The sequence below is a fragment of the Devosia sp. 2618 genome, from assembly GCF_040546815.1.
In the GTDB taxonomy this organism is placed as follows: domain Bacteria; phylum Pseudomonadota; class Alphaproteobacteria; order Rhizobiales; family Devosiaceae; genus Devosia.
The window spans coordinates 3,735,143-3,755,535 of the sequence record NZ_JBEPOO010000001.1 but is presented as its reverse complement, the minus strand read 5'-3'; the positions used below and the strand labels follow the sequence as shown (position 1 = coordinate 3,755,535).

Genomic DNA, 20,393 nt, shown 5'->3' with positions numbered 1-20,393 from the left:
TCTCACATGCTATGGGTATGTTGACCGTGCCTGTTCTTGTCAATCGCGGGCTTGGAGACGGCGAGCGGTTTGCTGGTCGAAAACATGGATGCGGTCCACCCGCGGGGCGAGGCGCAATGTCTGGCCGGACGCGATGTCGACATGTCCGCGAATATTGACGATCAGCTCATCCGCGCCCGCGCGGCCATGGATCAGTGTTTCCGCCCCGGTCGGCTCCACAACGGTGACATCGAGGGCAATAGCGCCATCTTCGGCAATATCGAGATGCTCGGGCCGGATACCATAAACCACGGATTGGCCGTCTTGGCCTAGGCAATCGGCAGGCAGGGGCCAACTAGCCCCGTTTGCGGCCACGAAACCCGGTGAACCGCCGGCATGCCGGCATTGCCCCGAGATCAGGTTCATGGCGGGCGAACCGATGAACCCGGCAATGAACAGACTCTGCGGAGCATTGTAGAGATCGAGCGGCTTACCTGCCTGTTCGATCAGGCCGTCGCGCATGACCACGATCGTGTCGGCCATAGTCATGGCCTCCATCTGGTCATGAGTCACATAGACCGTTGTCGTGCCCAGGCGTTGGTGCAGCGCCTTCACTTCGGCGCGCATGGTCACGCGCAGCTTTGCGTCCAGATTGGACAGCGGCTCATCGAACAGGAAAATGTCGGGATTGCGGACAATGGCGCGGCCCATGGCGACGCGCTGGCGCTGCCCACCGGAAAGCTGGCGCGGATAGCGATCCAGCAACGTCTCCAGTTGCAGAACCTGCGCGGCGCGCTGCACTTCCTGCCTGATCGTATCGGCCGACGCCTTTTCGAGCTTCAGTGAAAAGCCCATATTCTGAGCGACGGTCATATGAGGGTAGAGCGCGTAGGACTGGAACACCATGGCAATCTTGCGCTCCTTCGGCTCCAGCTCGTTGACGACACGGCCTGCTATGGAGATTTCGCCGCCCGAAATATCCTCCAACCCGGCGATCATGCGCAGCAGCGTCGACTTGCCACAGCCCGATGGGCCCACCAGCACCACGAATTCCCCATCGGCGACATTGAGGGAAATGCCTTTCAGAACCTCCTGCGTGCCGTAGCTCTTGACGGCCTTGTGGATTTGGAGCGTTGCCATTGGGTCTTTCCTTTGTGTAACTACGAGGCCCGGAAGCTGGCCACGGCATGGCGCGCCGCATTGAGCAGCAAGCTGCTATCGGCGGTGACGGTCACCATGCGGAATCCCATCTCCACAGCGCGGCGGGCGAATTCCGGCGTGCCGCAATGTAGCGCAGCGATGATGCCGTTGCGATTGGCGGCGGCGATGACGTCAACATAGGCCTGCATGAGCTGGGGCGTGGTATTGTCCCCCTTGGGCTCCAGGCCCAACGTGAAGGCTAGGTCGGTAGGGCCGAGATAGAGCCCAGTAATGCCGGGCACGGCGGCGATTTCCTCGACATTGCGCAGGGCGGCAGCCGTTTCGATCATCGGCAGCAGGATCGCCTGCTCATTGGCGACCTTTTGATACATGCCGGGCTGATGGCGCAAGACGGCGCGCGTGGCGCCATTGCTGCGATGACCGTCCGGTGGATAAAGGCTGTCCGCCACGAAGCGGCGCACATCATCAGCAGTTTCGATCATCGGGCAGATAAGGCCGGCAGCGCCCGCATCAAGCAATTTCCCGGTGAGGGGCGAACCGATGGCAGGAATCCGCGCCAGCGGCGTCACGTTCCAGCCATTCATGGCCTGGAAGGCGGGAATGGCGTCGGCGAACTCCACCATGCCATGCTGCAGGTCGAGCGTGAGGCTGTCGAAGCCCGCGCTAGCCATGACCTCGGTCGCAAAACTGCTGGGCAGGTTGATGAAGGAGTTGAGAACGGTTCCCCCGTTCGCCCAGATAGTGCGCAGGCTTGGCATAGAAATTCCTATCCTTGATGGGAGCAGGCCCGTTTCAGGGCCCGCCTATGTTTAGTTGCCGGCAGCCTCGGCAATGGCAGCCAGCGTATCGGCCGCCGCCTGCTCCGGCGTCTTGAGGCCAATCGCGGCAGCTTGCATGTTTTCCAGATACATGTCCTGAGCGCGTCCGATCTGGTCGAACGGGGCGATGACGAACTTGGCGCCCAATACAGCCTGCTGTTCGGCCTGCGCATAAGGTGTGGCGTCGATGACCCGCTGGTCGAGATAGGCATCGGTCCGCACCGGCCCATTACCGTTGAGCGTCATCAGCACGACATTTTCCGGATCGGCCAGCTGGCGCACGAAATCGCAGGCCACTTCCTTGTTCTGGCTGTTAGCCGGGATAACGGCAGACCAGATCGTGGTGCGCGCCACATAGGGCGAAGGCTGCCCCTCGGCGGCCGGGAAGGCGGCGACATCGATCTCGCCAGCATAGTCCGACTTCGACGCGTCATTATAGGTGAGGTAGCGGTTGAAAGGCTGCACCGCCATGGCGATGCGGCCCTGCCACACACCCTGGGTAATCTGGTCGATACCCATGGCGGTGAAATTGGAAGGCAGGGCGCCCGCCGAATAGAGATCTGCCAGCGCTGCATAGGCATTGGTCAGCGCCTCGACATCGGTCGAAGGCGCCCCCTGGACGTCGGTCAGCGTCGCGCCATAGGCCATCAGCAGGTTATAGGTGCCGCCCGCATTGGTGCCGTCGATCGAAAGCCCATAGATCGGCGTACCGTCGTCCGATTTGCCGCTGAGCGTCTTGGCGACCTCGATCAGGCCCTCAAAGGTCTCGGGCAGTGCATCGATGCCATGCTTGGCCAGCAGCGCCTTGTTGTAATGCAAAGCCGTTGTCGCGTGGCGGATGGGCAGGGCCTTCAACTGGCCGTCCTGGCTCACCTGGTCCAGGAAGGTCTGCGGAATATCGCTGATATGGAGACCGGTAAGGCAGTCATCGAGCGGCTCGAAGCCGGACAGGGTCGCTTGGGTGGCATAGGAATCGAGGATAAATCCAACATCAATGCTGGTGGATGAAAGGCTGGTTTCCCGCATCAGGCGATCGTGCAGCGGCGCGATATCGGCGGTGATCCAGTTGAGATTAACGTCATTTTCCTGCTGCCAGCCGGCCAGGACATCGCCGCCGGTGCCGCTGGCGCCCGTGATCGACGCCTGAATGGCGGCGTGGGTCAGCAGCGTCAGGTCCTTGGCCTGGATCGCTGTCGTGCTGGCGAATACGGCGCCCGCCGCGAGCAGTGTGATGGCGTAGGCCTTGCGTCTTGTCATTGGCGATATCCTCCCTTGCGGCTGGACCGTGTTGGTCATGCGAGCCGTAGAAAATGCCAACTTATATCATAAGTCAAGTGTTGACTCTGGAAATTTCTTTGCTAGCTTTGGCGCGATTTCATTGGAATGGCGCGCTTTGTACTGCCACTGCGTGTTATCCAAAATCTAACCTATATTATATGTTGATGGGAAATGACGGATAGAGCGATGGGAATAGCCGCGCAACGCAGGCGCTTCGGGGGCCTGCTAATGCTGTTACCGATGCAGCTCCAGCTCATCCTGGTGCTGGCGCTGCCTTCGGTCTATGTGCTGTGGCTGAGCTTCACGGAATCGAGTTACGGCGCGACTCCCGAATTTGTCGGCTGGGCCAATTACGCGGCCATCCTGTCGGACCCCAGCTTCTGGCGCTCGCTGGTCAATACGCTGATCGTGGTCAATATCGTCGTCTATGTCGAGATCATCCTCAGCATCGGCGTAGCCCTGCTGTTCCAGAGCATTAAGCGCGGCCGGGCCCTGCTCATGGCGATGATCCTGGCGCCATATGCGGTCAGCGAAGTGGTGGCTGTGCTCGCTTGGCGCTTCATGCTCGAGCCCGATATCGGTATCCTGACCGGCCTGTTCTCCGCCATCGGCTACGTGCCTAACTGGGCGATCAATCCCATCGAGGCCCTTGTATTGGTGTCGATGATCGGTGTCTGGCTGCACCTGCCGTTCAGCTTCCTGCTCATTTTTGCCGCCCTGATCGCCATTCCCGCCGACCTCACCGAGGCCGCCCGTGTTGATGGCGCACGCCCCTGGCAGCGCTTCCGGCTCGTTATCTTACCGCTTTTGATGCCGGCGATCCTGATCGCCATCATCTTCCGCTACATTTTCGGCTTCCGCATTTTTAGCGAGGTCTGGCTGCTTACCCAGGGCGGACCGGCCCGCACCACCGAGGTCATGGCGGTCTACCTCTACAAAAATGCGTTCCGCTACAACGAGTTCGGCATGGCCGCCGCCACGGGTTGGCTCATGGTTCTTGGCGCCCTGCTGCTCGCCTCCTTCTACGTCTATCACGTCTATCGCTCGGGGTTCCGCAATGAAGTCTGACCTGCGCGCCACGCTGCTGCGAAGCCTTGCCATCGTCATGCTCGGCATCTGGTCCTTGGGGCCGATCCTGCTGATCGTTCTCAGCTCGTTCCGGCCGGAGCGCGATATTTTCTCGCCGGCACGACGCTTCAATCTGGATGTCACCTTCGACAACTACACCCAGCTCTTTGCCGCCTTTCCGCAATTCCTGCCCAATATGGGCAACAGCCTGATCGTGGCTCTGGGTGCCACGGCCCTTGCGGTCACCACCAGCACGCTGGCGGGCTACGTCTATTCCCGGCAGCGCGGCCGGCTGCTTGCTGCCAGCGCCTTCTTTGCGATTCTTGTGCGCCTGGTGCCACCCATCGTGGTCTCGTTGCCACTCTTTCCTATCGCCGACGCCCTTAAGCTCAGCGACACCCACATCCTATTGATCGTCCTCTATTCGGCTTTCTGGGTCTCTATGCTCTCGGTGATGATGAAGGTCTTTATCGACCAGATTCCGCCCACGCTGGACGAGGCCGCGCGGGTTGATGGCGCCTCCACCACCCAGACCTTCCTACGCATCGTGCTGCCTTTGGCGACGGCCGGCATGATTGCCGGCGGCATCTTCGTCTTCGTCTACGCCTGGAACGAATATCTCTTCGCCTTCATCTTCTCGAGCACGCGCGCCGTCACTGCGCCGCTGATCGTGTCCAACATCATGGACTCGGTTGCTGGCACCCAATGGGGCGTGCTTTTCGCCGCCGCGACACTGCAGCTCACCCCCGTCCTCGCTCTGGTCATCTTCTTTCAGAAGTTCCTTGTCGCCGGTCTCATGGCCGGGTCTGTCAAGGGCTGACCGCAATGCATCCGGCCAATCAGGAGTTTTCGATGCAGCCTTATCCCCACCGTTTTGCCGATCCCCAACTGGACAAGTTCGATCCCCTGGGTCGCATATTGGTTCACGACTCCTTCAGCTCAGGGCTTAACGGCTGGATCGGCCTTATCGGCAATTATGAGGATTCCCTCACCAAGATGCTGCCGGTGTTCCGGCCGATGAACCAGCCCATGCTGTCGACGGCAGTGGGTTGGGACAGCGGCTCGCATGGCGCCATGAGCGGTCCCTATGCCATGAAAATCTCGACCCGGCCGATCAAGGGCGCCATGAACCTGGCACTCAAGCGGATGACCTTCCGCAAGCTGGGCCGCATCCAGCTCGAAGCCTATATCGCGGCAAAGCCAGAGCCTTCCGAAGCAACGCTCTCTATCGAGGACCTGCGGTCGTTCGGCATGTTCATGGATCTGCAGTCACGGCAATATCGCGGCCTGCCGCATCTGCGCTTCCTCAACTGCCTCGATGGCGAACTCAAGCATACCTGGCAGTTCAAGCAGCAGACGGCCGACGACAATGTCGTCTCGTCCTCTGCCCGCACGCGTTCGCTGCAACATCTCTACCCCCATGGCTGGGAGGATGTGCCCAATGGCCGACAGGACACCTGCTACAACGAATTGCCGACCAAGATGAACTGGCAATATCTCAAGGTCGGCATCGATCTGCGCGACATGAGTTTCACCAGCTTCCAGTTTAACGATCGGGAATTCGACGTATCGGGCATGGGCGTAATGCGCATGGAGCCCTGGGCCAATCTCGATTGCATGCTCAATATCGGCTTCTTCGTCGAAACCGACAGCGATAAGCGCTCCTTCCTGTTCGTCGATTCCGTCCTGCTTTCTGGAGACTTCTGATGCTGACTTCAACCGTCGCAACCCTGACACGCGGAGAGGCCTGGCGGCTGGACGACGTCAGCGAACCCTATGAAGCCGGCTGGGCCCTGGAGGCGCAACTCTTTGCCCGCGGCCTCGATTCCGGCGACCAGCGGGGCAAGGCCCATGTGCAGGTTTCCCCCGACGGCATCCGCTGGTGCGACGAGGGCAGCACGCTCGACCTGCTGCCCGGCGACGCCTTGTCCTTCATTCGCCTGCGCGAATTCGGCCACTTTGTCCGCCTGCGGGTGGACCTGCCCGAGGGCATCGAGCGGACTTTTCTCGTGACCATTGCGCTGAAGGGCTAGAGCATGAAATCCGAGCGGGAGCATCAGCACTATATTGACGGCCAATGGCAGATGTCGGCGGGCAAGGGGCATATCGTCATCGTCGATCCATCCAGTGGCGAGCCCTTTTCGCGTGTTCCCGCCGGCAATTCCGAGGACGTGGACAAGGCGGTTGCGGCGGCCCGCGCTGCCTTCCCCGCCTATGCCGCGACCAGCGTGCCCGAGCGGCTAGCCCTGCTGGAGCAGATCGTAGAGGTTTATCGCACAAGGCAGGACGAAATCGCCGAAGTCCTGTCCCGCGAAATGGGAACGCCGATCGCCCTGTCGCGCGCGCTTCAGGCGCCGCGCGGCGGCGATCATTTCCTGGCCGCGATCGAGGCGCTGAAGAGCTATGCCTTCGAAGAGCGCGTCGGCAATGGCCTGGTGCTTTATGAACCCATTGGCGTGGCCGGATTGATCACGCCTTGGAACTGGCCGCTGAACCAGATCGCGGTGAAAGTGGCGCCGGCCCTGGCCACGGGCTGCACCATCGTCTTCAAGCCCAGCGAGGTGGCGCCGCTCAACGCCATCATCCTCGCCGAAATCCTCGATGAAGCCGGCGTGCCTCCCGGCGTCTTCAACCTGGTGCATGGCGATGGCCCCGGCGTCGGCAGCGTCATGTCCCGCCATGCAGGCATAGACATGATGTCGTTCACCGGCTCGACCCGGGCCGGCATTGCCGTCAGCATTGATGCTGCGCCCACCGTCAAGCGCGTCGCGCTGGAACTGGGCGGCAAATCGGCCAATATCCTGCTGCCCGATGCTGATTTCTCAACGGTTGTGAAGCGCGGCTTTCTGACCATGTGCACCAATGCCGGCCAATCCTGCAATGCGCCATCGCGCATGCTGGTGCCCGAGGAGCGCTATGACGAGGTCGCGGCGATCATTCGCCACAGCGCCGCCGAAGTACCTATTGGTCTGCCCTCCGACCCCGATACCGTTCTGGGCCCGGTGGCAAACGCGGCCCAGTACCAGCGCATCCAGACCCTTATCGCCACTGCGATCCGAGAAGGCGCCGACCTCATCTGCGGCGGCGCCGGGCAGCCGGAAGGGTTCAACCGCGGATATTTCGTCCGCCCCACGGCATTCGGCCGCGTCACCAATGACATGACCGTCGGACATGAAGAAGTGTTCGGCCCGGTCCTGGCCGTCCAGACCTATCGTAGCGTGGATGAGGCTATCGAGATCGCCAATGATTCCGAATTCGGCCTGGCCGGTTATGTGCAAGGCCGCGATCGAGAGGCGGCCATGGCGGTCGCAAGGCGGTTGCGCACCGGCATGGTCTCGGTCAACTATCCCGCGCAGAACCTGCAGGCGCCGTTCGGCGGCTACAAGAAATCCGGCAATGGCCGAGAATACGGTCGTTTCGGCATGGCCGAATTCCTGGAAACCAAAGTAGTGTTGATGGATTGAAGCACGTTCCTGCAAGTACCGGCCAGGGCCGGACCCGATCGTGCCGGCTTGCCGTCAGGAGGCAGTCGAAGCGGAGGAAACCGCATATAGTCGTCGTGACCGAAGAAGCATTTGAATCTGAGCACCCCGTTTATGCGGGGCTCGCCGAACGACTGCTCTCTGTATCCCTAGACCAAAAGCAGCCTGTCCGCTGTCGGCCCCAAAATTGCCGGTCAAATACCGATCCTAACCTTTGTTTGCGAAGCATTCAGATAACCGAAACATAGATGCGTCTGAGACCAGCATTGGTAAAATCCTGCCACATTACGTAGCTGACTCCTTACGTCTTCAAATTGTGCGATGAAGACATTCAGCCGCTTTTAGGGTCCTGATTGCCCTCAAATACGCGGCTAATTGCACAGTAAGCTGCTATGATAGTTTCTGCCTACCGAGGTCAGTCTCATGCCACCCGCAAATTATTGGCCCACCGATGACCCGATCGTGTAGGTTCGGCGGCCACCATAGTCTAATCGAATAGCAACGTGTTATTGACGAGCCCCAGCTCCCGGCTGAGGTCACCCGCAAACTCTACCGCTCGCTTCCCCTGAACACTTACCGCACCCGTTGATGGCCAGTAAGTCAGCACTTCGCCTTGATTGCCCCTAAACCGCGCTTCGTTGTCGTGCTCTTCCCACTCGCCAACATGTCCCGTAAAGGTCACCGCCTCCTTTAGGCGCGATAATTTCCCCGGCCATTTCAATAATTCGGACATGGTTTAGTGCTTTCCAAATTTCTCGGCGAACTCAACAAAAGCGGCAAATTGCGCAGGCGTCAGACCCCTAGCGGCAGTGATCATCCGCAACTCGCGTTCGGATACGACCGACGTTTCAGCACCTTTACTGCCTGGCCAACCGATTAGATCATTTGGGGACACAGCAAGCGCGTCGCAGAGTGCGGTCAGTATCGCAAAGGTAGGCAGATTCACGCCCTGCTCAAGCTTGCTGATTGTCACTACCGACACGTCAGCTGCGGCCGCTAGGTCGGCCTGTGTCCATCCGTGCTTGGATTCCCTAAGGGCCTTTAGCCTCTTTCTAAACTCTGCCGCGGGCTCGTATTCGCTTTTGTCCATGGACGAATTGGTGTCCTACGGGCAAAAGCTTTAGAATATCTATATATACCATTTAGGTGATTTGATGATACAGTTATACTACCTCTGAAACATTTCGGAGGTTTGAGTGAAGACGGTTCTAGTTAGGTCGGCCAAGATCGTGGTCGCGATGTTTGCCGGTTTTATCATCATCGCTATAGCGCCATTCGGGATTGCCAGCTTTTGGCCCTTTGTGGTGACTGGGTGTGGGCTTGCCACCTTTCTTGCAACACGAGAGCGTGCAACAACGCCCATTGTTGCGCAGGCACAGTCGCTCCCAACCAGCACAAACATTCAAAAGGGAAAACGTCGTCTGTGGGGATCTGCTTTGGCGTTCATTATCGCGGTAGGGGGCTTTGTGCTTTGGAGCTATCTCGACGCTGAAAGCCAAAAGTCTGAGGCTCTCAAGCGCTCTGTGGCTTCCCAAACCCAAAAAATGCTGGGCCCCAATTTCCACGTTCAGTCTGTGTCATTGCCTGACGGCATTGGCAGCTATGAGACGACTGCTGTAGTCGTATTCACAACCGTTGCAGACGAGAAACGGGACAGCTTGACTATGGTTCTAACCGGCGACTGCGGCGATACCTGCCGAATTCGTATGGATCCTCGAGACGCGCTGCGGCTCGCCCCACTACGGTAACTGCTCGCCGTTAGGGCTAGCCTAATCAATGAAACCTTCCTGAGCGCCTCCTGTAGGCGCTCTGGGGGGCCTTCAAGAACCCATAACAGCCGTTGCGCCGCAAAACTCCAATGCAAATTTAATACCATATACTATTATTCTGGTTGGATTGCCCGACAAGGCGGTCAATGAATCCGGCGAACGCGTCCGTGCGGCGCTGATAGCTTCGGGGCTTGGCCTGCCGCCCAAGCGCATTACCGTCAATCTCGCCCCCGCCGATCTGCCCAAGGAGGGCAGCCATTACGACCTGCCCATCGCTCTGGGCGTCATGGCCGCCATCGGCGCCATTCCGCAGGATGCGCTTGATGGTTATCTGGCGCTGGGCGAACTCGGTCTCGATGGCCGCCTCGCCCATGTTGGCGGCATCCTGCCCGCCGCCATCGCCGCGCAAGGCAAGGATCTGGGGCTGATCTGCCCGGCCCCATCGGGCGCCGAGGCCGCCTGGGCTGGTGAAAACCTCGATATCGTCGCCGCCGAAAGCCTGCTGGCATTGGTCAATCATCTGACCGGGCATCAACTGGCCGCGCGGCCAACCGCCCGCGTCCATCACGCCGCTGCCGGACTGCCGGATCTGAGTGAAGTTCGCGGCCAGCAGGTAGCGCGGCGGGCGCTCGAAGTGGCCGCAGCCGGTGGCCATAATATGTTGATGGTCGGCCCGCCGGGCGCTGGAAAATCCATGCTGGCGGCGCGGCTTCCGTCGATCCTGCCGCCGCTCAATCCGCGCGAGCTGCTCGATATTTCCATGATCCAGTCGATTGCCGGTGAACTGGCGGGTGGTGCGATCTCCGACCGACGCCCCTTCCGCGCCCCGCATCATTCGGCCTCCATGGCCGCTCTCGTCGGCGGTGGACTCAAGGTACGGCCCGGCGAAGTCAGCCTTGCCCACAATGGTGTGCTGTTCCTTGATGAGCTGCCCGAATTTGCCCCCAGCGTGCTCGATAGCCTGCGCCAGCCGCTGGAATCGGGCGAAACCGTCATCGCACGCGCCAATGCCCGCGTCAGCTATCCCAGCCGCGTTCAGCTCATCGCCGCGATGAACCCCTGCAAATGCGGTTTGGCGGGAACGCCCGGTCACACCTGCCGCCGTGGCAAGTCCTGCGCCGACGACTATCAGGGCCGCGTCTCAGGTCCATTCCTAGACCGCATCGACATCCGCATCGACGTTCCGGCGGTTACCGCCGCCGATATGATCGCCCCCGCTGCCGCGGCCGAAAGCTCGCTGGTCGTCGCCGAGCGCGTCGCCCGCGCCCGGCTGCGCCAGCAACAGCGCTTCGAGGAACACGGCGCGCCGCACACCTATACCAATGCCGCCGCCAGCTCGTCGCTGATCGAGACGGTGGTCAATCCGGATCGGGAAAGCCAGGCGCTGCTCTTGCAGGCGGCCGAGCGCTTCAACCTCTCGGCCCGCGCCTATCACCGTGTGCTCAAGGTCGCCCGCACGCTCGCCGATCTGGCCGGCGTCGATAAAGTCGGCCGTCCGCACATTGCCGAGGCCCTCAGTTATCGCCTCAACTTCGGCAGCGCCTGACGGTTAGCCGCTAAGTGGATAACCCTGTGGATAAGTGTTTCACGTGAATCCGCCTCAGCGCACGCTTGTATAGCCGCCCGGAACGCCCTCTGGAGACAGCACCACCTGCCAGAGACTGATATTGCGCGCGCGGAACAGCGCAGCAAAACTCAGCAGATAATAGCGCCACATCCGCCTGAACCGCTCGTCGTAATCCGCCGACAAGTCCGGCCAGGCCGCATCGAAATTGGCCATCCAGGCCATCAGCGTCTTGTCGTAATCGGCCCCGAAATTGTGCCAGTCTTCCATCACGAACAGCCCCTCGATGGCCTTGCCGATCTGGGCGATGGACGGCAGCATGCCGTTGGGAAAGATGTATTTTTCGCTCCACGGATCGCCATGCGTGCTCGAAACGTTGCCGCCAATGGTATGCAGCAGAAACAGCCCATCGGGCTTGAGCAGTGTCGCGGCTTTTTCGAAATAGGACCGGTAATTCTTGTAGCCGACGTGCTCGAACATGCCGATCGAGATGATCCGGTCGAACTGCCCGTCGAGCGCCTGATAGTCGATCAGCCGCGTCTCGACCGGCAACCCTTCGGTGCTCTTATTGGCCAGCGCCGCCTGCTCCTTGCTGACGGTAACGCCAATGCCCGACACGCCATAGCGCTCGGCGGCAAATTTGAGGAACCCGCCCCAGCCCGATCCGATATCGAGAATCCGCATGCCCGGCTGCAACCCGATCTTGCGGCAGATCAGATCGAGCTTGGCCTCCTGCGCCGCGTCGAGGTCGGTTGCGTCCTTCCAATAGCCGCACGAATAGATCATGCGCTTGTCGAGCATGGCCGCATAAAGTTCGTTGCCGATGTCGTAGTGTTTTTCGCCCACCTCGGTGATGTGCAGCCGCTGCAGGTTAAACAACCGCGCCCTGACGGTGCTGGCCAAAAGCGCCAGATCCTTGGGGAAGGCATCCTGAATATGGCTGCTGACGAGGCGAAACACCAATTCGTCGACCGCTTCGGCGTCCCACCAGCCATCCATGTAGCTTTCGCCAAAGCCCAGCGTGCCGTCGCGCATGACGCGTTGCCAGAGCCGCTCGTCGTGCACGGCCAGATCCCACGCATTGGGGCCATTGACCGTAATTCCAGTCTTTTCGAGCTGTCCGAGAATAAAGCGCTTGGCGATTTCAGGCATGGCTTGGCTACCGGTCACGACCACCAAATCGTGCGCCTTCGCACTGCCACTATCAACAGCTATTTGCGCGCCGGTTAAGCGGCGTTAACCCGGCTCCCTGTAAGCATTTCACCGCCTGACAATAGGATAATCGTCCCATAATAGTCGTAATGTCGTGGCAGTAGGACAAAATGCGAAGATCGGGCGAACTGGTCCAGTGGAATAATAAAGGCGGTTACGGCTTCGTGCGCGACGACACGGGCCGGGATTACTACGTCCACATCTCGAAAATGACCGGCGTCAGCCGGCCCCGCATCGGCGATACGCTGAGCTTTGAGACCGCCGTCGGCCGCAAGGGGCGCCTGTCCGCCGTCGATGTGACGGTCACCGCCTCCATTCCCGCGCCACAGCAAACCCTGCGCGATATCAAGCAGGCGCAAGGCAATGTCTCGCGCTATGCGGTCGGGCTGCGCACCGCTGCCGCGACCATGATGACGATCCTCATTCTCGTCGCCATCAGCACCGGCCATGCCCCGGCCTGGCTGGCGCTGCTTTATGCGGCCATGGGCACCGCCTCGGCGCTGCTCTATCGCTTCGACAAGCTCTACGCCATTACCGGCCAATACCGCGTCAGCGAAACCAATCTGCATGTGGTCGATCTGTGCTTTGGCATTATCGGCGGTCTCGCGGCGCAGGAAGTTTACCGCCACAAAACGGTTAAGCCGCGCTTTGTCGCCACCACCTGGGCGATTGCGCTGGCCCACACGCTGGGCCTCGCCGCGCTCGCCTTTGGCGGCTTCAAAATGCTGTTTCCGGGCGGTTACTGATCGTCAGCGCGCGTGATTCACGTGGAACACCGCGCGATTTAACCCAGCAAATCCCCGCCGCCATAGCGTCGGTCATATTGCCAGCCATCGCGCCACTCGCGTTCCAGCACGGCCCGGCGCTTGCCATAGCGTTCTTCGGTGATCGTCAGCTCGATAATGCGGTCGGTGCGAAAATTGCGGAACGCCGTGCGCAGACAGCACCAGGCAGCAATGGTCTGCTTGCCCTCGTAGTAGGCCAGCTGCACCGGCCAGATCGTGCGCTCGCTCGGATTGCCGCCCTCATCCTCATAGGAAATCCGCAGCGCTTTTTCCGTGCGCATCGCCTGCCGCACCTGCGCCAGCACCGGCATCGGCTTTTTCTCGCCCCACACCGCCACCGGCCACAGCCCCGTATCGTTGATCCGGTCGCGTAGGTCTTCGGGAGACGCGGTGGCGATCTTGGCCAGGGCATTCTGCGCCGCAGCGCCCAGGCCATCGTCGGGCTGCGCCCCGACCCAGCGGGCGCCGAGCACCAGGGCTTCGAGTTCCTCGGGCGTAAACATCAGCGGCGGCAAGAAGAATCCGGGCTTTAGCATATAGCCAACCCCCGCTTCGCCATCGATAGGCGCACCGAGGCCGATAAGCGTCTGCACATCGCGATAGAGCGTGCGCACCGACACGCCCTGCTCTTCTGCCAGCGCGGCAGCCGTGACCGGCATGCGGTGCCGACGCAGCGCATCCATGACGGCGAACAGGCGTTCGGTCTTGTCCATCGGGCAGTCTCCTTGCGGCGGCCTAGGTGCCAGATTCTGTGGGCCCGGCCAACTCCCCCAAATGGGGAGCGGCCTGGCGCAACGGCAGCAGGTTCAGGCGATCTGGCCATGAAACGCCCGCAGATCATGCGCCATTGCCTCCGGCACTTCCAGCGCCGGAAAATGCCCGCCGCTGCGCAGTTCGGTCCAGCGCACGATGTTCCACAAATTGCGTTCGCCCCAGTCGCGTGGCGCTGGGTCCTCGGCCAGCATCGCCAAAATGCCGTGCGGCACAGTATGGCGCGGTGGCTTTTCCGCCAGCGTCGGATCGGCAAAGGCCTCCTTATAAAGCCGCACCGACGATCCTATCGTGCGGGTAAACCAGTAGATCGAGAGAATGGTCGCCAGCGTTTCGAAATCGAAGACGTGCTCAAGGTCGCCGCCATTGTCGCTCCATGCCTTGAACTTTTCCAAAATCCACGCGGCTAGGCCAGCGGGTGAATCATTGAGCCCAACGGCTAGCGTGGCGGGCTTTGTGCCCTGCTCCATGGCATAGGCGCCCTCGTGTATGCTCCACGCCCCCATGCGCTGCAACCAGGCGGCCTCTGCCGGTGTCGGATCATCCGGCTTGGGGAAGCCATAATAGACATTGACGTAATGCGCCCCGATCAGCCGTTCGGGAAAATCGCGCACCAGCGCCATCACCACGCCAGCGCCCATATCCGACCCCGAGGCCAGAAATCTGGGATAGTTGAGCCGCGTCATCAGCTCCGCCCAAAGCGGGGCAATCCGCGCATGGTTCATGCCGGGCGCGGCCGGCTGGCTCGAAAAACCATAACCGGGCAGCGACGGAATGATCACGTCAAACGCCACGCCATCGACCGGCTCGGTCAAGAGCGGCACCAGCGGCAGCAATTCAACGAAATTGGACGGCCAGCCATTGGCCAGCAGGATCGGCACATTGGTCTGCCCACGCCCACGCACATGGACGAAATGGACCGTTTCGCCATTCACCACTTCGGTAAATTGCGCAAATCCATTGAGCCGCGCCTCGGCAGCGCGCCAGTCAAAGTGCTGGCCCCAATAGTCGACGAACCTGCGCAGGAAGGCATCGTCAATGCCATCGCCCCAACCGACCCCGTCCATGGCCTGCTGAAACCGCGTCTGGGCCAGTCGATATTTGAGATCGGTAATGGCGCTATCGGGAATTGAGACGGTGAAGGGTGTCGGCATGACGTTTCTCCAATCTGCGTTGGAGAAACAATGTGCCAAGGCCCTGACAGCTCACGTCAGTATGGCGGCTTCCAAGACGATTCGGTCCTTCGTCATCACCCGGCTTGTCCGGGTGATCCATCTCTCAGCGCGCGCGGCGGCATGGATTGCCCGGACAAGCCGGGCAATGACGAAGGGCTTTGGGTTGGTGCAGCCGGCCCTCAGGCGATCTCGAACTCACACCAGTGCCGATACGGCCGCTCCGGCGAGTAAATCACATTGGGGAAATGCGGATTGTGCAGCGCGTCGGCATAGGCCTGATCTTCAAGGCAGAAGCCCGAATTCTTTCCATAGGTCGCGCCATTGAGGCCCGGTACCGGCACATTGGTCGACACGCCATTGTAAACCTGCACACCCGGGCGGTCGGTCCACAGCTTGAGCGTCAAATCCTTGTCCGGCGACACCACCGTCGCAACCGGATCGGTATTGTTGCGGCCGGTATCGAGCGCCATGCCGATATCGTAATCGACCGGCTTGCCGGCACTGTCGCGCATCGTGCGCGGCGTGCGCAGGTCATAGATCGTGCCGCGCGATGGCAGGATGGCGCCGGTCGCCGCCAGATCATCACCAAGCTGCGTATAGGCGCTCGAATTGACCTGGATCGTATGATCCAGCACATCGGCGGTCGTGCCGAGGTTGAAATACTGGTGCTGCACCAGGCTGATCGGCGTCGCCTGATCGGTCGTTGCGCTCAGCTCCAGCTTCAGGCGATTGCCCTTGAGCGTATAGGTCGCCGAGAAATTGACATTGCCGGGATAACCCATTGCGCCATCAGGCGAAAAATGGGTGAAGCGCACGCTGTTGTTAGCTTCGTCGACCTGCCCGTCCCACACCTGACGGCCCAGGCCTTCTTCGCCGCCATGAAGCTGCAGCGTGCCCAGATTGGCGGCCAGCTGATAGGTCTTGCCGTTAAGATCAAAGGACGCGTCCTTGATGCGGTTGGCGACGCGTCCAGCCAGCGAGCCGAAATGCGGGCTGTGCTTTTCGTAGGCCTCGAACGTGTCGAAGCCCAGCACCACCGAGCGTTCGCCGCCGGCGACGGGTACGCGCCAGTCGCGCACCGCCACGCCATAGCCGATCAGGTCGACAGTCACGCCGGTCGCGCTGACCAAACGGAACTGATCGACGCGCTTGCCCCGGAATTCGCCGAAATTGCTGACTGCTATGGCCATCATTGCCCCCGTAGAAACTGGGCGGAACGTGTAGCCTGCTTCAATAGGCCCCTGCAACGTCGCACTTGACCTTTTGCGTCGGGCTGCCAAAGCTTGACGGCAGTGATGCAGGAGCGAGTGTGAACGAAATCGGTCTTAGACGCCGGGCTACGGTGCACGATGTGGCGCGGGCCGCCGGCGTTTCGCTGGCAACGGTTGATCGCGTGCTCAACGCGCGCCCCGGCGTGCGCGCCGCGACGGTCGAAAAAGTCGAGGCCGCAATTGCCGAGATCGGCTTTTCGCGCGATCTGGGCGCATCGCTGCTGGCCCGGGCCCGCGATCTGCGGCTGACCTTTGTCATTCCCGACAGCTCCAACGAGTTTATGGCCAGCCTTGCCGCTGCCGTCGAACAGCGCGCTGGCCCGGCTCTGACCGATCGCGTCCATATCGATATCCGCCGCATCAGGGCGCTCGACGCCGACGCGCTGGCACAAAGCCTTGATGCCATCGACGCCCGGTCCTGTGATTGCGTCATCATCGTCGCCAGCCAGGAACCCTCGGTGCAGGCCGCCGTCGATAGCGCCGCCAAACGCGGCATCGCGGTGATGACGCTGGTCTCAGACCTCCCCGGCTCACAGCGCCGACACTTTATCGGCATCGACAATGTTGCGGCCGGCCGCACCGCCGCCTCGCTGATGGGGCGGTTCCTGCCCCACGGTGGCAAGGTCGCCGTCATCGCCGGGTCGCTCCATCTGCGCGACCATTCCGATCGCCTGCTGGGTTTTCAGACCGTGCTCAGCGCGCAATTTCCCGCCATCGAACTTATCGGCCCGGTCGAAGGCCATGACGAACGCAGCGAAACCCAGGCCATTGTCGGTCGCCTGTTCGAGCGGCACCCCGATCTGGCTGGGCTCTATAATCTGGGCGCGGGTAATGCGGGGCTTGTCGCTACGCTTGATGCCTCCGCCCGCTCCGGCGCCATTCGCGTCATCGCCCACGAGCTGACCGAACCCACGAGGCGCGGCCTGCAATCGGGCGCGGTCGATGTCGTGCTCGACCAGAACCCCGATGGCGAAATTCGCGAAGCCATCGCCGTCGCCCGCACGCTGGTACTGGGTGGCCATGGCAGCGGAAGCAGCAACCCCATTGAAATTGGGATTTTCCTGCGCGACAATCTGCGCTAAAGACAGCGCCAATCATCAAACCGGCGTGGCCCAAAATTGGGCCTGGAGGACGTTCAGATGTTTTGCATTCCCGAAAATGAGGTACGTACCTCATGACTTATCTCGGCATTGATATCGGCACATCCGGCGTCAAGGTCCTGCTGATCGACGCGCATGGTCGCGCCCTCGGCGAAGCCTCCGCCCCCGCCGTCGAGCCCGTGCGCCCCCATCCCGGCTGGTCCGAACAGAACCCCGCCGATTGGTGGACCGCAACGCTGGCCGCCATCGACAAGCTCAAGGCGTCCAACCCCAAGGAACTGGCTGCTGTGCGCGGCATAGGCCTTTCCGGCCACATGCATGGCGCGACGCTGCTGGGTAAGGACGACGAAGTCCTTCGCCCCTGCATCCTCTGGAACGATGGCCGCTCGGAAGCGGAGTGCAAGGAAATGGAAGCGGCGCTTCCAACCCTGCGCCAGATTTCGGGCAATATCGCCATGCCCGGCTTTACGGCGCCCAAGATCGCCTGGGTTCGCAAGCATGAGCCGGAGATTTACGCCAAGATCGCCAAGGTCCTGCTGCCCAAGGCGTATGTACGCCTGCTGCTGACCGGCGAGCATGTCGAAGACATGTCCGACGCCGCCGGCACGCTCTGGCTCGACGTTGCCAAGCGCGACTGGTCAGACGAGCTGCTGGCCGTCACCGGCCTCAACCGTTCCCACATGCCGCGCCTCGTCGAAGGCTCCGCGCCCTCAGGCAATCTCAAGGCCGAACTGGCATCGCGCTGGGGCATTGCCGGCACCGCCGTCGTTGCCGGTGGCGCAGGCGATAACGCCGCCGCCGCTTGCGGTATCGGCGCCATTCGCCCCGGCGAAGGCTTTGTCTCGCTCGGCACGTCGGGCGTGCTGTTTGTCTCCAACGACAAATTCCGCCCCAATACCGAAGCGGCCGTCCACGCCTTCTGCCATGCCATTCCCGATACCTGGCACCAGATGGGCGTCATTCTGTCCGCCACCGATAGCCTCAACTGGCTGTCGCGCATTACCGGCCAGAAACAGGCCGAGCTGTCGGGCGCTGCCGAGGCATCGTTCACCGGTCCGGGCGAAGAAATCTTCCTGCCCTACCTCTCTGGCGAACGCACGCCACACAACAATGCCAGCGCCCGCGGCTCCTTCACCGGCCTGTCGCATCGCTCCGATCCAGCGCGCCTGACGCAGGCCGTCATGGAAGGCGTGACCTTCGCCTTCCGCGATTGCCAGCGCGTACTGCACGATGCCGGCACAAGGATTGACCGCCTGCTGGCGGTTGGCGGTGGCGCCAGATCGGCGCTCTGGCTCAAGATGATCGCCACCAATCTCGATATGGAAATCGCCCTCCCCGAGGACGGCGATTTCGGTGGTGCACTGGGCGCCGCCCGTCTCGGCCTCTGTGCCGCTGAGGGCGCCGATCCCCACACCGTCATCACCATGCCGCCGATCAAGACCGTCATTGCGCCCGACAAATCCCTGTCGGCCGCCTATTCCGACCAATATGCGCGTTACCGCGCGCTCTACCCTGCCATCGAGGAGGCACGTTCGTGAGTGATTTTTTCAAGGGCCTAAGCCAGGTCAAGTATGAAGGCCCTGAAAGCCGCAACGCGCTGGCCTATCGCCATTATAACAAGGACGAAGGGATCGCCGGCAAGCGGATGGAAGACCATATCCGCCCGGCCATCGCCTATTGGCATGCCTTGGCGCAGGAAGGCGGCGATCCGTTCGGCGGCCGTACTTTTGATCGTCCGTGGTTCGACAAGGGCCTTGAAGGCGCCAAGCTCAAGGCTGAAGTGGCCTTTGAATTTTTCAACCTGATCGACGTGCCCTTCTTTGCCTTCCACGACGTGGACGTGGCTCCCGAAGGCGCGACGCTCGAAGAGAGCAACAAGAACCTGCGCGTCATCGGCGACATTCTGTCTGCCAAGATGCAGGAAACCGGCAAGAAGCTCCTCTGGGGCACGGCAAACCTCTTCTCCAACCGCCGCTACATGGCTGGTGCTGCCACCAATCCAGATCCCGAAATCTTCGCCTATGCCGCTGGCCAGGTGAAGGCTGTGCTCGAGCTGACCAATGAACTGGGCGGCGAGAACTATGTGCTCTGGGGCGGCCGTGAAGGCTACGAAACCCTGCTCAACACCAAGATCGGCCAGGAACAGGACCAGATGGCCCGCTTCCTGCACCTCGTGATCGAGCATGCAGAAAAGATCGGCTTTAAGGGCCAGATCCTGATCGAGCCCAAGCCACAGGAGCCAAGCAAGCACCAGTACGACTTCGACGTCGCGACGGTCTTTGGCTTCCTCCAGAAGTACGGCCTCGAAAAGAAGGTGAAGTGCAACATCGAGGTCGGCCACGCCTTCCTGGCCGGTCACTCCTTCGAGCACGAACTGGCCCTCGCCTCGTCGCTCGGCCAGCTCGGCTCGGTCGACGCCAACCGCAACGATCTGCAGTCCGGCTGGGATACCGATCACTTCCCCAACAATGCGGGCGAAATGGCGCTGGCCTTCTACTACATCCTCAAGCAGGGCGGTCTGGGCAAGGGCGGCTTCAATTTCGACGCCAAGGTCCGTCGCCAGTCGCTCGACCCCGCAGACCTGCTGCATGGCCACATTCTGGGCCTCGACACGCTGGCCCGCGGCCTCAAGGGCGCCGTCGCGCTCATCGAGGATGGCGAATATGACAAGCTGCTCGATGGCCGCTATGCCGGTTGGGACAATGGCCTGGGCAAGGACATCCTCGCAGGCAAGCTGAGCCTCTCCGACATCGCCGCCAAGGTTCATGCCGATGGCATTAACCCGCAGCCAAAGTCCGGCCGCCAGGAATATCTCGAAAACCTGGTCAACCGCTTCGTCTAAGCGGCAGATCATCCGACCCAAACACGCGCGACCTCGTGGTATCACCATGAGGTCGCGCAGCTGTTAGAGAACCGGCCCAACGGTAGGCCTCATCCTGAGCCCGTCGCAGGATACGGGT

20 protein-coding genes are annotated in these 20,393 nt (G+C 61.2%); 11 read left to right on the top strand and 9 right to left on the bottom strand.

From position 1 onward, the window contains the following. Positions 1-39: 39 nt before the first annotated feature. From ABIE28_RS18505 to ABIE28_RS18495, 3 genes are read right to left on the bottom strand one after another with little or no spacing between them, the layout of a single operon-like run. Positions 40-1,119, bottom strand: coding sequence for an ABC transporter ATP-binding protein (locus ABIE28_RS18505; RefSeq protein WP_354065498.1), 1,080 nt, complete (start codon positions 1,117-1,119; stop codon positions 40-42). Between the two features lie 20 nt (positions 1,120-1,139). Continuing rightward, positions 1,140-1,898, bottom strand: a complete 759-nt coding sequence (locus ABIE28_RS18500) for an HpcH/HpaI aldolase family protein (RefSeq protein ID WP_354065496.1) — start codon at positions 1,896-1,898, stop codon at positions 1,140-1,142. A gap of 51 nt (positions 1,899-1,949) precedes the next feature. Then, positions 1,950-3,215 (bottom strand): ABC transporter substrate-binding protein, encoded by a 1,266-nt coding sequence (locus ABIE28_RS18495; RefSeq protein WP_354065494.1) that lies wholly within the window; start codon positions 3,213-3,215, stop codon positions 1,950-1,952. Between the two features lie 249 nt (positions 3,216-3,464). Here ABIE28_RS18495 and ABIE28_RS18490 point away from each other — a divergent pair, with 249 nt between their 5' ends. From ABIE28_RS18490 to ABIE28_RS18470, 5 genes are read left to right on the top strand one after another with little or no spacing between them, the layout of a single operon-like run. Further along, positions 3,465-4,304 carry a carbohydrate ABC transporter permease gene (locus ABIE28_RS18490; protein ID WP_354065492.1) on the top strand — a complete coding sequence of 280 codons (840 nt, stop codon included), beginning with the start codon at positions 3,465-3,467 and terminating at the stop codon, positions 4,302-4,304. Next, the gene (locus ABIE28_RS18485) at positions 4,294-5,124 is read left to right on the top strand and encodes a carbohydrate ABC transporter permease (protein WP_354065490.1); all 831 of its coding nucleotides are present in this window, start codon (positions 4,294-4,296) and stop codon (positions 5,122-5,124) included. Before ABIE28_RS18490 ends, ABIE28_RS18485 begins: the two co-directional genes overlap by 11 nt. 32 nt (positions 5,125-5,156) lie before the next feature. After that, positions 5,157-6,011 carry a DUF6772 family protein gene (locus ABIE28_RS18480; protein ID WP_354065488.1) on the top strand — a complete coding sequence of 285 codons (855 nt, stop codon included), beginning with the start codon at positions 5,157-5,159 and terminating at the stop codon, positions 6,009-6,011. Further along, a complete protein-coding gene (locus ABIE28_RS18475) occupies positions 6,011-6,337 on the top strand; it encodes a hypothetical protein (RefSeq protein WP_354065486.1) in 327 nt (108 codons plus the stop codon). The genes ABIE28_RS18480 and ABIE28_RS18475 overlap by 1 nt, the downstream gene beginning before the upstream one ends. Positions 6,338-6,340: 3 nt before the next feature. Continuing rightward, positions 6,341-7,768: an aldehyde dehydrogenase family protein gene (locus ABIE28_RS18470; RefSeq protein WP_354065484.1), complete on the top strand. Its 1,428-nt coding sequence runs from the start codon at positions 6,341-6,343 to the stop codon at positions 7,766-7,768. Positions 7,769-8,273: 505 nt separating this feature from the next. On the opposite strand, the gene ABIE28_RS18465 is transcribed toward ABIE28_RS18470, so the two are convergent. Further along, positions 8,274-8,519 carry a hypothetical protein gene (locus ABIE28_RS18465; protein ID WP_354065483.1) on the bottom strand — a complete coding sequence of 82 codons (246 nt, stop codon included), beginning with the start codon at positions 8,517-8,519 and terminating at the stop codon, positions 8,274-8,276. 3 nt (positions 8,520-8,522) lie between these two features. Beyond that, entirely contained in the window at positions 8,523-8,876 is a 354-nt protein-coding gene (locus ABIE28_RS18460; protein ID WP_354065481.1) for a helix-turn-helix domain-containing protein, read from the bottom strand. Between the two features lie 106 nt (positions 8,877-8,982). Between ABIE28_RS18460 and ABIE28_RS18455 the strand changes: the two genes are divergently transcribed. Both ABIE28_RS18455 and ABIE28_RS18450 read left to right on the top strand, forming a co-directional pair. Beyond that, positions 8,983-9,534 carry a hypothetical protein gene (locus ABIE28_RS18455; protein ID WP_354065479.1) on the top strand — a complete coding sequence of 184 codons (552 nt, stop codon included), beginning with the start codon at positions 8,983-8,985 and terminating at the stop codon, positions 9,532-9,534. 82 nt (positions 9,535-9,616) lie between these two features. Beyond that, positions 9,617-11,101 carry a YifB family Mg chelatase-like AAA ATPase gene (locus tag ABIE28_RS18450; protein ID WP_502913441.1) on the top strand — a complete coding sequence of 495 codons (1,485 nt, stop codon included), beginning with the start codon at positions 9,617-9,619 and terminating at the stop codon, positions 11,099-11,101. Positions 11,102-11,155: 54 nt separating this feature from the next. On the opposite strand, the gene cfa is transcribed toward ABIE28_RS18450, so the two are convergent. Further along, complete coding sequence (gene cfa, locus ABIE28_RS18445; protein WP_354065477.1) at positions 11,156-12,289, bottom strand: cyclopropane fatty acyl phospholipid synthase; 1,134 nt, start codon at positions 12,287-12,289, stop codon at positions 11,156-11,158. Positions 12,290-12,441: 152 nt separating this feature from the next. Here cfa and ABIE28_RS18440 point away from each other — a divergent pair, with 152 nt between their 5' ends. Continuing rightward, complete coding sequence (locus tag ABIE28_RS18440; RefSeq protein ID WP_354065475.1) at positions 12,442-13,077, top strand: DUF1294 domain-containing protein; 636 nt, start codon at positions 12,442-12,444, stop codon at positions 13,075-13,077. Between the two features lie 38 nt (positions 13,078-13,115). On the opposite strand, the gene ABIE28_RS18435 is transcribed toward ABIE28_RS18440, so the two are convergent. From ABIE28_RS18435 to ABIE28_RS18425, 3 genes are all read right to left on the bottom strand, one after another. Then, positions 13,116-13,829 (bottom strand): helix-turn-helix transcriptional regulator, encoded by a 714-nt coding sequence (locus tag ABIE28_RS18435; RefSeq protein WP_354065473.1) that lies wholly within the window; start codon positions 13,827-13,829, stop codon positions 13,116-13,118. Positions 13,830-13,922: 93 nt separating this feature from the next. Further along, positions 13,923-15,041, bottom strand: a complete 1,119-nt coding sequence (locus ABIE28_RS18430) for an epoxide hydrolase family protein (RefSeq protein ID WP_354065471.1) — start codon at positions 15,039-15,041, stop codon at positions 13,923-13,925. A gap of 200 nt (positions 15,042-15,241) precedes the next feature. Next, positions 15,242-16,252 (bottom strand): aldose epimerase family protein, encoded by a 1,011-nt coding sequence (locus tag ABIE28_RS18425; protein WP_354065469.1) that lies wholly within the window; start codon positions 16,250-16,252, stop codon positions 15,242-15,244. 119 nt (positions 16,253-16,371) lie between these two features. On the opposite strand from ABIE28_RS18425, the gene ABIE28_RS18420 reads away from it, so the two are divergent. From ABIE28_RS18420 to xylA, 3 genes are all read left to right on the top strand, one after another. Beyond that, on the top strand, positions 16,372-17,415 hold the full coding sequence (locus ABIE28_RS18420; RefSeq protein ID WP_354065467.1) for a LacI family DNA-binding transcriptional regulator: 1,044 nt from the start codon (positions 16,372-16,374) through the stop codon (positions 17,413-17,415). 92 nt (positions 17,416-17,507) lie between these two features. Then, the gene (xylB, locus tag ABIE28_RS18415) at positions 17,508-18,971 is read left to right on the top strand and encodes a xylulokinase (protein WP_354065465.1); all 1,464 of its coding nucleotides are present in this window, start codon (positions 17,508-17,510) and stop codon (positions 18,969-18,971) included. Continuing rightward, positions 18,968-20,275 (top strand): xylose isomerase, encoded by a 1,308-nt coding sequence (xylA, locus tag ABIE28_RS18410; protein WP_354065463.1) that lies wholly within the window; start codon positions 18,968-18,970, stop codon positions 20,273-20,275. Before xylB ends, xylA begins: the two co-directional genes overlap by 4 nt. Positions 20,276-20,393: the final 118 nt, after the last annotated feature.